This is a genomic window from Nocardia sp. IBHARD005 (assembly GCF_052814245.1).
Genome location: NZ_CP199935.1, coordinates 863,591 through 877,371 on the forward strand (window position 1 = coordinate 863,591; position 13,781 = coordinate 877,371).

At 67.9% G+C, this 13,781-nt stretch carries 9 protein-coding genes; 6 read left to right on the top strand and 3 right to left on the bottom strand.

Features of this window, described 5'->3' with window-relative positions; genetic code table 11:
* Window positions 1–147: 147 nt before the first annotated feature.
* Both ACTWPB_RS03920 and ACTWPB_RS03925 read left to right on the top strand, forming a co-directional pair.
* Window positions 148–1,980, top strand: coding sequence for an ABC transporter ATP-binding protein (locus ACTWPB_RS03920; protein WP_446224352.1), 1,833 nt, complete (start codon window positions 148–150; stop codon window positions 1,978–1,980).
* Window positions 1,977–3,713 carry an ABC transporter ATP-binding protein gene (locus ACTWPB_RS03925; RefSeq protein WP_446224353.1) on the top strand — a complete coding sequence of 579 codons (1,737 nt, stop codon included), beginning with the start codon at window positions 1,977–1,979 and terminating at the stop codon, window positions 3,711–3,713. Before ACTWPB_RS03920 ends, ACTWPB_RS03925 begins: the two co-directional genes overlap by 4 nt.
* A gap of 147 nt (window positions 3,714–3,860) precedes the next feature.
* Here the strand turns inward: ACTWPB_RS03925 and ACTWPB_RS03930 are convergent, their stop codons facing one another.
* Window positions 3,861–5,072 (bottom strand): pyridoxal phosphate-dependent aminotransferase, encoded by a 1,212-nt coding sequence (locus ACTWPB_RS03930; RefSeq protein WP_446224354.1) that lies wholly within the window; start codon window positions 5,070–5,072, stop codon window positions 3,861–3,863.
* Between the two features lie 97 nt (window positions 5,073–5,169).
* Window positions 5,170–5,877 (bottom strand): siderophore-interacting protein, encoded by a 708-nt coding sequence (locus ACTWPB_RS03935; protein ID WP_446224355.1) that lies wholly within the window; start codon window positions 5,875–5,877, stop codon window positions 5,170–5,172.
* A gap of 157 nt (window positions 5,878–6,034) precedes the next feature.
* Here ACTWPB_RS03935 and ACTWPB_RS03940 point away from each other — a divergent pair, with 157 nt between their 5' ends.
* Window positions 6,035–7,306, top strand: coding sequence for a SidA/IucD/PvdA family monooxygenase (locus ACTWPB_RS03940; RefSeq protein ID WP_446224356.1), 1,272 nt, complete (start codon window positions 6,035–6,037; stop codon window positions 7,304–7,306).
* Between the two features lie 74 nt (window positions 7,307–7,380).
* Here the strand turns inward: ACTWPB_RS03940 and ACTWPB_RS03945 are convergent, their stop codons facing one another.
* Window positions 7,381–8,043: a GNAT family N-acetyltransferase gene (locus ACTWPB_RS03945; protein WP_446224357.1), complete on the bottom strand. Its 663-nt coding sequence runs from the start codon at window positions 8,041–8,043 to the stop codon at window positions 7,381–7,383.
* A 256-nt stretch (window positions 8,044–8,299) separates the two neighbouring features.
* Here ACTWPB_RS03945 and ACTWPB_RS03950 point away from each other — a divergent pair, with 256 nt between their 5' ends.
* The 3 genes from ACTWPB_RS03950 to nbtC are packed head-to-tail and all read left to right on the top strand — an operon-like array spanning window position 8,300 to window position 13,771.
* Window positions 8,300–9,052 carry a thioesterase II family protein gene (locus tag ACTWPB_RS03950; RefSeq protein ID WP_446224358.1) on the top strand — a complete coding sequence of 251 codons (753 nt, stop codon included), beginning with the start codon at window positions 8,300–8,302 and terminating at the stop codon, window positions 9,050–9,052.
* Window positions 9,049–10,362, top strand: a complete 1,314-nt coding sequence (locus tag ACTWPB_RS03955) for a beta-ketoacyl [acyl carrier protein] synthase domain-containing protein (RefSeq protein WP_446224359.1) — start codon at window positions 9,049–9,051, stop codon at window positions 10,360–10,362. Before ACTWPB_RS03950 ends, ACTWPB_RS03955 begins: the two co-directional genes overlap by 4 nt.
* Window positions 10,355–13,771, top strand: coding sequence for a nocobactin polyketide synthase NbtC (gene nbtC / locus ACTWPB_RS03960; RefSeq protein ID WP_446224360.1), 3,417 nt, complete (start codon window positions 10,355–10,357; stop codon window positions 13,769–13,771). The genes ACTWPB_RS03955 and nbtC overlap by 8 nt, the downstream gene beginning before the upstream one ends.
* Window positions 13,772–13,781: the final 10 nt, after the last annotated feature.

Here is a 13,781-nt window from a genome sequence, read left to right on the forward strand (position 1 = left end):
TAGGGAGGAAATTACGCCCGAAAATGCGAAATGCCGACGGGTTGACTGGCAGTTCACGCAACCTTCCCCGGTCGGCCACAACCGCTCAACTTAGGCTAACCTACCTTTGGCGGAGTTGCCGCGGACAGGTCGAGAGGCGAGAACGATATGACGGTGCAGGTAGCGCCGCCGCCGGGGGCGGAGTCGGGGAACCGGCTGCCCAAGGCGGCCGCGAAAGCGCAGAAGCAGCGGGAAGCGCAGGCGCGCAAGGAGATTCTGGCACCGGTATCGGGCATGCTCACGATGGCGAGCCTGATCGTGGCCGTGGCGTCGGTCTGCTCGGTGGTCCCGTTCCTGCTGATCGTGGCGGCCTGCCGTGAACTGCTGAACACCCCGGTCGACACCGACCGCGTGTGGTGGCTGTTCGGCGCGGCCGTGATCGTGCTCGTGGCGCGGGCGCTGCTGCAGGCCCTCGCGCTGACGTGGTCGCACGCGGTCGACGCCGGCTACCAGCTCACCCTGCGCCGGCTGCTCGCGAGCAAGCTCACCCGGGTACCGCTCGGCTGGTTCGGCGAGCGCAGCTCCGGCGAGGTCAAGAACTACCTGCGCGACGATGTCGAGGCTCTGCACTACCTGGTCGCGCATGCCAGGCTCGAGTTCGTCGGCGCACTGGTGGTGCCGCTGGTCACCCTCGGCTACCTGTTCACCGTCGACTGGCGGCTCACCCTGGTGCTGCTGATTCCGCTGATCGCCTACTTCGTCCTGTTCGGCAAGATCATGGACCGCGACGGCCGCGACCGTCTCGCGGTCTACACCCGCTGGGAGCGCCGCACCGTCGAGGCGACCATCGAGTTCGTCGACGGCATCCAGGTGGTGCGCGCGTTCGGTCAGGCGGGCAAGGCGCACAAGGAATTCCAGGACGCCGTCGACGGCCAGGTCCAGGCGGCGCATCGGATGAAGATGCCGATCATCCGCGTGCAGTCGGCCTCCGACATCGTGGTGATGCCGGTGTTCGTCATGCTGGTGGTGGTCCTCGGCGGGCTCGCCGGGGTCGGCCTCGGCTGGGTGGATCCCCTGGACATGTTGCCGTTCCTGCTGGTGGGGCTGGGTATCGGCAGTTCGCTGCTCGGCCTGGGCTACGGTTCGCAGGCCTTGCGCGCTGGTGGTGCCGCGGCGCTGCGCCTGCACGAACTGATGCAGACACCGGAATTGGAGACCGTCGCGACCGAAGCCACCGCCGAGACCGGAATCGTTCGCTTCGAAGGTGTCGAATTCGCCTACCGCACCGGCCATGACGTGCTGCGCGGCATCGACCTCGAACTGACTCCCGGCACGATCACCGCGCTGGTCGGCCCTAGTGGTTCCGGCAAGTCGACACTGGCGAAACTGCTGCCCCGCTTCTACGACGTCGGCGCGGGCCGAATCACCATCGACGGCCGCGATATTCGCGAGTTCACCAGCGAAGAGCTGTACCGCACTGTCGGATTCGTCTTCCAGGATGTCCGCCTGATTCGCGGTTCGATCCGCGAGAACCTCCTGCTGGCCAGTCCCGACGCCGATGACGAAGCCATCGAGCGCGCGACCACGGCAGCCCAGATCCACGATCGGATCCTGGCGCTGCCTCGCGGCTACGACTCCGAGATCGGTGTCGACGCCACCCTGTCCGGCGGTGAGGCACAGCGTCTTTCGATCGCCCGCGCCCTGCTGGCCGACACTCCGGTGCTCGTCCTCGACGAGGCCACTGCCTTCGCCGATCCCGAATCCGAAGCCGCCGTCCAGGACGCGCTGGCGGCCTTGGTCGCCGGACGCACAGTGCTGGTGATCGCGCACCGTCTGCACACCATCACCGGTGTGGACCGAATCCTGGTGCTGGACAACGGCGCCATCGTCGAACAGGGCACCCACCCCGAGTTGCGCGCCGCGGGCGGGCTGTACCAGCAGCTGTGGGAGATCAACGAAGCCGCGCTCGGCACGCTCGCCCTGGTGGAGGAAACACGATGATTCGCAAGGTTTTCCGCCTCGTCCCCGACGAGTTCGCCCCGCTGATCCCGCGCCTGCTCGCCGTTATCGTGCTCCAGGCGTTCTTCCAGGCGATCGCCTATCTGCTGCTGGTCCCCGTGCTGGAGGCGCTGTTCGGTGACAACCTGAGCGACGCCTGGCTGTGGGCGCTGGCGATGACCGCCGCCGTTGCCGGTGTGGTCGTGTTCGGTTTCCTGCAGGCTGTGATCGGTCTGCGCATCGGTCTCGGCATGCAGCGCGGTTTGCAGACCCGCCTCGGCGATCAGCTGAACGCGTTGCCGCTGGGCTGGTTCGAAGACCGTGACGCGGGCCCGCTCTCGCGGGTGATGGTCGAGCAGGTCCGCGAAATGCAGGGCCTGATCGCCTACCTGCTCGCCAAGGTGCTCACCGGCATCATCGTGCCGCTGGTCGTCGCGATCGGCATGCTGTTCATCGACTGGCGGATCGGGGTGGCGATGTTGCTCGCCGCGCCGGTGCTCTACCTGGTGAACAATCTCGCGAACCGCGCCTACACCGGCGCCGACGCGCGCCTGCACGCCGCCGCGGCCGAAGCCGATTCGCGGGTGGTCGAATTCGCGCAGGCGCAGCCGGTGCTGCGGGCATTCGGTGCCGTCGGAACCGGGAACAAGAAGCTGGATTCCGCACTGGTGCAGCAACGTTCGGCCGTGCTGAAGATGATGGTCGCGACAGTGCCCGGCCTGATCGTCTTCGCGCTGTTCGTCCAGGCCGTGTTCCTGGTGCTGGCCTACATCGCGGTCGTGCAGGTGACCGACGGTTCGGTCTCGGCCGCCGCGGCGATCGCGCTGATCGCGGTGAGCGCGCGCTTCATCGAACCGGTGAACCAGGCCGCCCAGCTGGGCACCGCCCTGCGCTCGGCCGCCGCGGCCGCCGACCGCATCACCGACCTGCTTGCCGAATCGCCGCTGCCAAGTCCCACCGAGCCGGTCACGCCCGGTGCGCCCGCGGTGGTCTTCGACGGGGTGAACTTCGGTTACCGTCCCGACGAACCGGTCCTGTCCGACCTGACCTTCACCGTCCCGGCAGGCACCACCACCGCCATCGTCGGTCCGAGCGGCTCCGGCAAAACCACCCTGCTCCGACTCGCCGCCCGCTTCTACGACGTGGACTCCGGCGTGGTGTCGGTCGGCGAACACGATGTGCGTCAACAGCCGTCGGACACCCTGCTCGACCAGCTCGCCCTGGTTTTCCAGAACGTCTACCTGTTCAACCGCTCGGTCGCCGAGAACATCCGCATCGGTAAACCCGACGCAGACGACGACGACCTGCGGCGCGCGGCCGCAGCCGCCAGGGTCGACGAGATCGTCGAGCGGCTGCCCGACGGTTTCGACACCGCCGTCGGCGAAGGTGGTACCTCGCTGTCCGGTGGTGAGCGTCAACGGGTCTCGATCGCACGTGCCCTGCTCAAGGACGCCCCGATCGTGCTGCTCGATGAGGCGACCAGCGCGCTCGACCCACACAGTGAAGCCGTCGTGGTCCGTGGCATCCACGAACTCACCAGGGACAAAACAGTTCTCGTGGTCGCGCACCGTCTCTCGACGATCGCCCACGCCGACCAGATCCTGTTCCTGGACTCCGGCCGCATCTCCGAACGCGGTACCCACGCGGAGCTGCTCGCCCTGAACGGCCGCTACGCCGCCTTCTGGAACGAGCGCGAACGGGCCACCGGCTGGCGCCTGGAACCGTCCCCGGCCTGACGACGAGCGCCTTGGCGGTGTTGCGACACCGCCAAGGCTTCTCGGCCCGCCCGCCTCTGGACTGAGTGGAGGGTGCGACGAAGGAGTACCCGGAGGGAGGGAAGAGGCGGGGAACAGGGCCGAGAAGTGCGGCGCCAGCCGCTGATGTTATTGCTGGTAGGTGGAGAGGAATTCGCCGATCCGGCCGATGATCTGATCGAGTTCATCGGCTTGCGGCAGGGTGACGATGCGGAAGTGGTCGGGTGCGGGCCAGTTGAAGCCGGTGCCCTGCACCACGTGAATCTTGGTCGCCAGCAAGAGATCCAGCACGAACTTCTCGTCGTTGTCGATCCGATAGGTCGCACGGTCGAGTTTGGGGAAGGCGTACAGCGCGCCCTTGGGCTTCACGCACGACACACCCGGAATCGCATTGAGGGCAGTCCAGGCGCGATCGCGCTGTTCGAGTAGCCGCCCACCGGGCAGGGTGAGTTCGTGGATGCTCTGATGCCCGCCGAGCGCTGCCTGAATGGCTTGCTGCGCAGGCACATTCGCGCACAGCCGCAACCCCGACAGCATCGTCAAGCCTTCGAGGTAGCTCTCGGCATGACGGGTCGGCCCGGACACGGAGAGCCAGCCGGACCGGAAGCCGGCCAGGCGGTAGGCCTTCGACAAACCGTTGAACGTCAGACACAGCAGATCGGGCGCGAGCGAGGCGGTGACAGTGTGGGTGACGTCGTCGTAGAGGATCTTGTCGTAGATCTCGTCGGAGCACACGATCAGATTGTGCTGGCGGGCGAGCTCGAGCATCTGCTCGAGCACCTCGGCCGGATACACCGCGCCGGTCGGATTGTTCGGGTTGATGATCACGATGGCCCGCGTGCGGTCGGTGATCTTGGCCGCGATATCGGCGATGTCGGGATACCAGTCGGCGCCCTCATCGCACAGGTAGTGCACCGCTTTGCCGCCGTTGAGATGCACCGCGGCGGTCCACAACGGGAAGTCCGGTGCGGGGACGAGGACTTCGTCGCCGTTCTCGATGAGCGCGGTCATCGCCATCATGATGAGCTCGGAGGCCCCGTTGCCGAGGAAGACGTTCTCGATCTCGAGGTCGTCCACCCCGCGGCCCTCGTAGTACTGCACCACCGCGCGCCGGGCGGACAGCAACCCCTTCGAGGTCGCGTAGCCCGCCGACGCCGGCAGGTTGGCGATGATGTCGCGCAGCAGCTCCGACGGTGCGTCGAACCCGAATTGCATCGGGTTACCGGTATTGAGCTTGACCACCCGGTGTCCCTCGACCTCTAGCCGAGCGGCGTGCTCGGCTATCGGGCCGCGGATTTCATAGGAAACGTTGCCCAGCTTGCTCGACTGTTTGAACTGCATGTCGGCTCCCCACCGTGATACGGACGGAGCTCGCCACAGTACTCGCCGGGATCCGGCGCACGCACCGCGGCGGTTCAGAAGCCGCGCAGGCAGACCGTTACTTCCAGTAGGCCTGCGCCTTGATCGAGGTCTTGGGCAGGGCGTGCTGGGTCTTGAGGGTCTTCACGATCGAGCGGGTGGTGTGCCCGTCGCAGGTGACCCATCCGTAAGTGCCAGGGACACAGGTGATTTCCTGGGCGGCCTCACGCAGCAGGCGGCCGTCGTCGACGCGCTGGAGCCAGGTGAGGGTGTGGTGGGGCTTGTTGCTGACCGGGATGGTCTGGTCGGACTCGTACTGCCATTCCAGCCAGACGCGCGCGGGGGTGTCGCCGATGGCGTCGAGCAGCGAGTTGATGGCGGGCAGCGAGGCGGTGTCGCCGAAGATCACGTACTCGCTGGGTGTCTGCTCGGGGAGCTGGAAGTCCGAACCGAGCACCGTGGCATCGAGGAGGTCGCCCGGCTTCGCGCGGCGGGCCCAGTCGGCCGCCGGGCCGTTGTGCAGGGCGAAGTCGATGCTCATCGTGTCGTCGGCGGGGTTCTGGTCGACCAGGGTGAAGCCGCGGTGATGCAGCTTGTCGCTGGTCGCGTCGGGAATCCACAGGCGGATCCACTGGGTCGGATGCACCGGGTGGTCGGCGAGCAGGCCGCCCGCGGTGAAGCCGATGCGGATGAACTTGTCGGTGATCTGCTCGTTGGACGTCACCGTCAGCCGGTAGTCGGCGCCGCCCCAGGCCTTGGTTATCAGACCATTCAATCCCTTACCCATATCGTTAGGTTAGCCTAACGACACTTGTTTGTCCGCCTCGGTGGTTAAATAAGGTAAGCCTATGCAAAGGTAGGCTGGGTAGACGGGCGAGTTATGAACTGCATCCGGGGTCTGACCCTGTTTCCTGGCTGTGCGTGAGAGAGTGGAGAACGAACCGGTGGAAACCCTCCTGGTAGTCGGCGCAGGGCCGAAAGCCCTTGCGGTGGCGACTAAATCGCACGTTCTGCGCTCATTGGGGATGCCCGCTCCGCGCGTCGTCGTGGTCGAGGCGCATGCGGTCGGCGGCAACTGGCTGCCCACCGGCGGCTGGACCGACGGACAGCACCGTCTGGGCACCAGCCCCGAGAAGGACATCGGCTTTCCGTACCACTCCACCTGGGCGCGCGGGCGCAACCGCGACATCGACCATGCCATGGCCGCTTTCAGCTGGACCACGTTCCTGATCGAACACGGCACCTACGCCGAGTGGATCGACCGAGGCAGGCCGAGCCCGCAGCACCATGTGTGGGCCAAGTACTTGCAGTGGGTGGCGAAGTCCATCGACCTCGAGTTGGTGCTCGGGCGCGTGGCGCGAATCAGTCACGGCGATGGTGAGCAGTGGCAGGTCGACGTGGTCGACGCCGACGGCGCGCGCAGTGAGCTGACCGCCGACGGCCTGATGATCACCGGCCCCGGCCGCAGCAGCCGCGCGCTCCTCGATCATCCGCGCGTGCTCAGCATCGCCGAATTCTGGGACCGGGCGGGCAAACGCACGCTGCCCGCGGCCTCGCGCGCCGCGGTGATCGGTGGTGGCGAGACCGGCGGCTCGGCGCTGGACGAGCTGGTTCGCCACGAGATGCTCACCATCTCGGTGATCTCCCCGCTGGCCACCCTCTACACCCGCGGCGAGAGCTTCTTCGAGAACTCGCTGTTCAGCGATCCCGTGAAGTGGGCGGCGCTGAGTATTCAGGAACGCCGCGACGTGATCCGGCGCACCGACCGCGGGGTGTTCTCGGTGCGCGTGCAGGAAAGCCTGCTGGGCGACAACCGCGTTCACCACTTGCAGGGCCGGGTCACCAAGATCGTGCCGCAGGGTGAATCGGTGGCCTTGACGCTGAGCAACGAGTTGCGGGCCGATCAGGTGCACAACTTCGATCTGGTGGTGGATGCCACCGGTGGTCAGCCGCTGTGGTTCCTCGAGATGTTCGATCAGCGAACCGCGGATCTGCTCGAACTCGCTGTCGGCGGAGCGTTGACGCAGTCGCGGATCGAATCGTCGATCGGCTACGACCTGGCCGTCACCGGGCTCGGCGGGAAGCTCTATCTCCCGAATATGGCCGCGATGGCGCAGGGGCCGGGATTCCCGAATCTCAGTTGCCTCGGCGAACTCTCGGACCGGGTGCTACAGACGGTGCCCGCCCGGGCACGGGCTACCGCTATCGCTCGCTGAGCTCGCACGAAAAGAGCCCCTCCGGTCGAGAACTCGACGGAAAGGGGCTCTTTTCCTGTGCTCGGCTGTGTGTCTCAGCGCGGCGCGACCATGTCGTCCGGAGTGCGCGGAACATAATGCAAGGCGATCCGCCGATCGGGGCGGACATCGATCTCGCCGATCAGCTGGAACCCGGCCTTGGCCAGACTGCGCCCGATCGCCACGTTGCGGTGGTCGGGATCGCCGAGGATACGACGGCAATCGGGATCGGCCGCGAAGACTGCGGTGGTCATGGTGGAGATCCAGGCCGACATGATGCCCTTGCCGATCACCGCGGTGTCGGCGGTGGCGATGTGGAAGCCGATATCGCCGGGGTCGCTGTCGTAGAAGCGGCCGACCTCATCCTTGGCGGCGCGATAGAACTCCAGGTAGGCGATATCGCGGACACCGTGTTCGGGCTCGCCGAGCACGGCGAAGTCCAGGCTGAGAATGCAAGGGCGGGAATAGGTTCCGGCCAGCTGAACGTGGAAGTTCTCCCGGCGGCGCTCGGCGTCCCAGTCCTGCTCCCACGATTCGAGCAGGTGCGGGCGGGCCATCCATTCGGCGAGCAGCTCGGGGTCGGTGCCGTCGGGATCGGCCAGGCGCAGGCTGAACGGGGCCGCGAAGACCGGCAGCACGGGCGCGGGCGTAGCGGCCACCTCGGCGGGCAGATCGGTCTGCTCGCGGGGCAGCGCGGTGGGGGTCCCGGCGGGGATCATCTGCTCGGTGCTCCGTTCAATCGTTACCTTGGTCACCTCAATTGGTAAGGCTAGCCTATACTAATGGCTGGGTGTTACTGTTGCCCGACCGATCGCCCGGTAATAGCCGGGCCGTCTCCGATTCGGGGTCGGATTCGGGTACAACAGGATTCGCCCCGGTCCCGGACGACTGCGCCGGGCGGGCCCGTGCGTGAGTGCGGCGTTGGATAGTGCGAAACGGCCGCGTAGCTTTGCGCGGCCGGTGAGGGAGAGCGACATGGCAAGAGAACTCGGCTGGATCAGGCAATTTCAGGCCCCCAGGACCGATTCCCTACCGCCGCTGATCGTCTTCCCGCACGCGGGTGCCGGCGCCTCGGCCTACCGGGTATTCGCCAAGCGTATGGCCGCCGACTTCGACACCGTGATCGTGCAATACCCCGGCCGCCAGGACCGTGCGCGGGAAGCCGCCGCGCAGACCCTGCCCGAGCTGGCCGCCGGTGCTTTCGAAGCCTTCCGTGACTGCGCCCACAACACCGGCGCGCCGCTGACCGTCTTCGGCCACAGCATGGGCTCCATTGTCGCGTTCGAGTTCCTCCGTCTGGCCGAAGCGGCGGGGTTGTCCGTGCGTTTGCTGGTGGTCTCCGCGGCCGCCGCACCGCACCGAATCGCCGAGCTCCCTGGCCATCCCACCGAAGATGACGAATTGCTCGACCACATGGCCGCGCTCAACGGCACCGGCGCCGACGTGATGGCCAGCCGTGAAGTGATGCGGATGGCGCTGCCGGTACTGAAGGCCGACTACCGCGCCTTCGACGCCTATTCGTGCGGCCCCGACGTGGCTGTCGCGACGCCCGTGCTGGTCCTCGGTGGTGACGACGACCCGTTCGTCGGCCCGCGCGATCTCTACAGCTGGGAGCAGAGCACCACCGCCGAGATCGAGGTCAACCTGTTCGCGGGCGGCCACTTCTACCTCGACGAGAACATCGACGGCATCGCCGAGGCGCTCGTCGGCCAGGCGCTCGCGCGATGAACTCTGATCCCATCGTGATCGTCGGGATGGGTGTGGAAGCCCCCGGCGGCATCGACAATCTGCCCGATTTCTGGTCTGCCCTCGCGTCCGGACGTGAGCTGATCGGCCCCTTCCCGCGCGACCGTGACTGGCCGCTCGACGAACTGTTCGCCCTCGGCAGGCTGGAGGGCTGGGCGCCGGTCCGCGACGCGGGCGGGTTCCTCGACGGCGCGACCGAGTTCGACGCGCAGTTCTTCGGCATCACCCCGCGCGAAGCGGTGGCCATGGATCCGCAGCAGCGAGTGGCCATGCGGGTGGCCTGGCGGGCGCTCGAGCACGCCGGCATCAATCCCGGTGCGCTGGACGGTGATCCGGCCGGTGTGTGGATGGGTGTCTCGACGGTCGAGTACGGGCCGCGGGTGGGTTCGGTGAACGAGTACAGCGGCTATCGCGCGACCGGCACCGCGCTCGGTGCGGTGGCCGGGCGGATCTCGCACGGGCTCGGTCTGGTCGGTCCCTCGATCAGCGTGGATACCGCGTGCGCGTCGTCGCTCACCGCCGTGCATCAGGCGGCCTCGGCGATCCGCGCTGGCGAGTGCGACTGGGCGCTCGCGGGCGGGGTGTGCGTGATGGGTTCGCCGGGCGCGTTCTACGAGTTCTCCAAGAACAATGCCCTAGCCACCGACGGTCACTGCCGTTCCTACGCCGCCGACCCGACCGGGACCCTGTGGGCCGAAGGCGCGGGAGTCATTGTGCTGGAACGGCAATCGCGGGCGAAGGCGCTTGGCCACCGGATCTATGGGCAGCTGCTCGGTTCGCGGGTCAACCACAATGGCGCGGGTGCGCCGATCGCGGTACCCAGCGCGAGCGCTCAGCAGCGGCTGATCGAGGACACTGTCGCCGCGGCCGGGATCAGCGCCGGCGACATCGGCCTGATCGAAGGTCACGGCACCGGCACCGCCGTCGGTGATCCGCTCGAATTGACCGCGCTGGCAGCGACATACGGCAATCCTGACCGCACCGACGCCCCGCTGCTCGGTTCGGTGAAGTCCAACACCGGGCACGCTCAGGCGGCTTCGGGGATGCTCGGGCTGATCAAGGTGCTGCTGTGCGGTGCGCACGGCACCATCGCGCCGAGCCTGTGGGCCGACGCGCCCACCACCGATATCGACTGGGACGCAACCAGTTTGCGGCTGGCGGCCGAACTCACCGACTGGGCGCCACGCGCGGACGGCCTGCGCTACGCCGCGGTGTCCTCGTTCGGTGTCGCGGGAACCAATGCGCACGCCATCGTCGGCCTGCCGGTGCTGGAGGAGACCAACCATGGCTGAGTACCGCTTGCCGGACGGCAGCGTTCCCGTCCTGCTGTCCTCCGACAGTGTCGACGGTCTGCGCGCCGAGGCGGCCGCGCTGCGCGATTACGTTGCCACGCACCCCGGTGTGACCCCGGAACTGTTGGCGGACATGCTGTTGCGCACCCGTGTGCCCCGTCGTCGGCGCGCGCTGATCCTGGCACCTTCGAGTCGAGCGCGGGGACCGGTCGCCACAGCTGACATGGACGGTGTCGCTTCGGGTACCGGGGCCGGACCGGCTGCGGCCGGCGCGGGATCCTCGCCGGGCACCGTCGCGTCGGTGACCGTCGTGGACGAAGCCGCAGGGGCGGGTGCTGAGCTGTTGTCCGCGCTCGACGCGATCGCGACCGGCGCCGAGCACGCACTCGTCGTGCACGGCGACGTACCCGCGAGCGCGCGCCGGATCGGCTTCGTCTTCCCTGGCCAGGGCAGTCAGCGCCCCGGCATGGGCGCGCTGTTCTATGCGCAGTCGCAGGCCTACCGCGCCGTCGTCGACGAATGCGCGGCCCTGCACGCCGAGCGTTTCGGGCACTCGCAGCCGCTGCACTACCTGCTCGGCCACGAGGGCCAGTTCGAGGACACGGTCTGGGAAGTCCAGCCCGCCTTGATGTTTCATATGACCGGCCTCGCCGCGCTGTGGCGTGCCGCAGGCGTCGACCCGCACGCGACCATCGGCCACAGCCAGGGTGAGCTCGCCGCCGGTGCGGTGTCGGGCGTGATGACCCTGCGTGACGCGGTCCTCGCGGTGACCCATCGCGCCCGCCTGGTCGAGCGCATTTCGCCGCGTGGCTACTCGATGGCGGTGCTCGGCATGGATCGCGACGGCGTGGAAGCGCTGCTGGCCCGCCATTCCGGCTGGGCCGAGCTCGCTGTCATCAATTCGCCGCACATCCTGGCCATTTCCGGCGACCGCGACACAGTCGTCGACCTGGTGGCCGCGGCTACCGCGCGTGGTCAGTTCGCCAGGGAGATCCGGGTCGCCTATCCCGCGCACACCTCGATCGTCGCCGAGCTGCGCGAGGATTTCGTCGGCCTGCTCGGCAACGAGATGAGCAGCACCCACTTCGCCGAATCCGAGATCGCTTGTTATGGAGCGACACTCGGCGAGGCGATCGCGTCCGACCTCACCCACGAGGACTACTGGTACTGGAATCTGCGCAACCGCGTGCGTTTCGACCGCGCGGTCATCAATGCGGGTTCCGACGGCGTCGACCTGCTGATCGAGGTCGCCGAACACCCGGTGCTGCAACTGGCTATCCAGGAGAACCTCGGCCTGGTCCCGAACCGTCCCGGCCTGCCCGCGCGGGATTTCCGCGTCCTCGGCACCTCGCTGCGCACCGCGGACGGCCTGTCGGAGTTCACCCGCAATCTCGCCCAGGTCGCCGTCCTCGACGTCGACTACCGTTGGGACGCACTGCGAGTCGACGACACCGTTACTCTCCCGCTGCGCGACTTCCCGCACACGGTCACCAACCCCAAGCGCCTGTGGGCCCCGCTCGGCGCCAACGAAACCCCTGCCGAACTCGCGGTCACCACCCCGAAACCGCAACGGCTGGTGGAACAGTGGATCCCGCTGCAGCGCCGGTCCTTGACCGCGCCACGCAGCCTGCTGATCGTGGACCACACCGGCCAATGTTCCGAGATGGCCGCGGCGCTTGTCGCCGCTGCCGACCGGCACGGCGCCGACGCGCGTCTCGCAGGCCCGGGTGAGCTGGGTCAGTCGGGGGCGCGACAAGATCTCGCTGCGCCGGACCTCGGCGCGCCGGGCGGCGACGACAGCTCCGAGCCTGACCAGCGAATCGCGGGTGCTACTGCTTCGGCGGGCGTCGTGTCGCCTCATAGCGGCGCAGTCGCGACCGATGCGGTGATCGTGCTGCTTCCCTCGATTGCCGACGACGACAGCTCCCACGCGATCGAAGCCCTGGTCGACTTCTACGCCGAACGTGCTTGGGCCCCAGCTCTCTCCGCGCTGCGTCCCGGTGGCGAGTGCTGGCTGCTGACCGTAGGCGGCGAGGCCGTGCACGACGCTGACCCGATTCCCGGACTGTTCCAGTCGGGCGTCAGCGCCGGATTCCGCAGTGCCGGAATCGAACACCCGGGCATCCACTTCCGGCATCTCGATCTCGCCGCGAACGAATCCGCTCCCGCACAGGCCGCCAAGATCGTCGGCGCGGTGCACTCCAGCGGCGAGGCCGAGCTGGCCCTTCGGGCGGGCAAGCTGTTCGTGAAGCGGCTGGTGGTCGACCCGACCAGCGAAACCGGTTCGCTCGCAACAGAGCTCGATCATGTGGTGATCGTCGGTGGTACCGGTCAGCTGGGTCTGCGGTTCGCCGATCAGCTGGCGCGCACGGGCGCGGGCCGGGTCACGCTGCTGAGCCGCAGTGGCGAAACCGACGCGCTGGCACCGGAACTGGCTCGGCTGCGTGGTATCGGCGCCACCGAGATCGTGGTGCGGTCCTGCGATATCAGCGACATCGACGCCGCGGCGTCCTTCGGGGCCGAGATCGCCGATCGCCCCGTGGATCTGGTGATTCACGCCGCGGTCAACTACGTGGACGCCGAACTCGAGCAGATCACCGAGGACGCCGTGCGCACCGCCGCCGCCGCGAAGCTGCGCGGCCTGGACAACCTGATCGACGCGGTCGGGCTGACGGTGGACTGCCGGGTCCTGCTGTGCTCGTCGATGGCGGCGACGCTGGGCGGACGCGGGCAGATCCTGTACGCGGTGACCAACCGCATGCTCGACGTGGCGGCCCGCCGGCTACGCGCCCGTGGCATCGCCGCCGCGAGCCTGCAGTGGGGTCTGTGGAGTGTGGCCGGTCCGCTCGACGATGCCGGGTTCGCCCGGGTCGAAGAGGCCGGTGTGTTCCCGATGGTGCCCGCCGACGCGATCGAGGCCGGGCTCGCCGCGCCGGTTCGCGACGGCATGATCATCGCCGCCGACTGGGACTTCCTGCGTGAGGTGCTGGGGGCGTTCGGCCAGGCCGGCGTGCTCACCGGGCTCGAATCCGCAACGCCGGTGGGTAATTCGAGCACGGCAGCCGCGAGTGCGTCCGCAGTGACTGCGACGCCATCGGGCAGCCGTGGTGCCGACCTGCCCGCCGCGCAATCGACCACGCCGGTGTCGGCCGACGCCGCACCGCACGGCGTCGCACTCGACCTGCGCATGCGCACCGAGCTGCTCAAAGTGATCGGCGGCGACAGCGCCGAATCCATCGACGCCACCATGCCATTGGTCGCGCTCGGCCTCGATTCCTTGCAGGCCTTGGACTTCCGTAAGCGCGTGAAGGCGGAGCTGGATCGCGATCTGCCGGTCGCGGCGATTCTCGGCGGCGCATCGCTCGACGATGTCGTGCTGCTCATGGCACGCAACACCAACCAGGGCTGAGGGGCCGAAG

What these genes read in the sequence shown, in the direction of transcription:
- ACTWPB_RS03920 (WP_446224352.1), top strand. Translation starts at nt 148, where the DNA reads ATGACGGTGCAGGTAGCGCCGCCGCCGGGGGCGGAGTCGGGGAACCGG.
- ACTWPB_RS03925 (WP_446224353.1), top strand. Translation starts at nt 1,977, where the DNA reads ATGATTCGCAAGGTTTTCCGCCTCGTCCCCGACGAGTTCGCCCCGCTG.
- ACTWPB_RS03930 (WP_446224354.1), bottom strand. Translation starts at nt 5,072, where the DNA reads ATGCAGTTCAAACAGTCGAGCAAGCTGGGCAACGTTTCCTATGAAATC.
- ACTWPB_RS03935 (WP_446224355.1), bottom strand. Translation starts at nt 5,877, where the DNA reads ATGGGTAAGGGATTGAATGGTCTGATAACCAAGGCCTGGGGCGGCGCC.
- ACTWPB_RS03945 (WP_446224357.1), bottom strand. Translation starts at nt 8,043, where the DNA reads ATGATCCCCGCCGGGACCCCCACCGCGCTGCCCCGCGAGCAGACCGAT.
- ACTWPB_RS03950 (WP_446224358.1), top strand. Translation starts at nt 8,300, where the DNA reads ATGGCAAGAGAACTCGGCTGGATCAGGCAATTTCAGGCCCCCAGGACC.
- ACTWPB_RS03955 (WP_446224359.1), top strand. Translation starts at nt 9,049, where the DNA reads ATGAACTCTGATCCCATCGTGATCGTCGGGATGGGTGTGGAAGCCCCC.
- nbtC (WP_446224360.1), top strand. Translation starts at nt 10,355, where the DNA reads ATGGCTGAGTACCGCTTGCCGGACGGCAGCGTTCCCGTCCTGCTGTCC.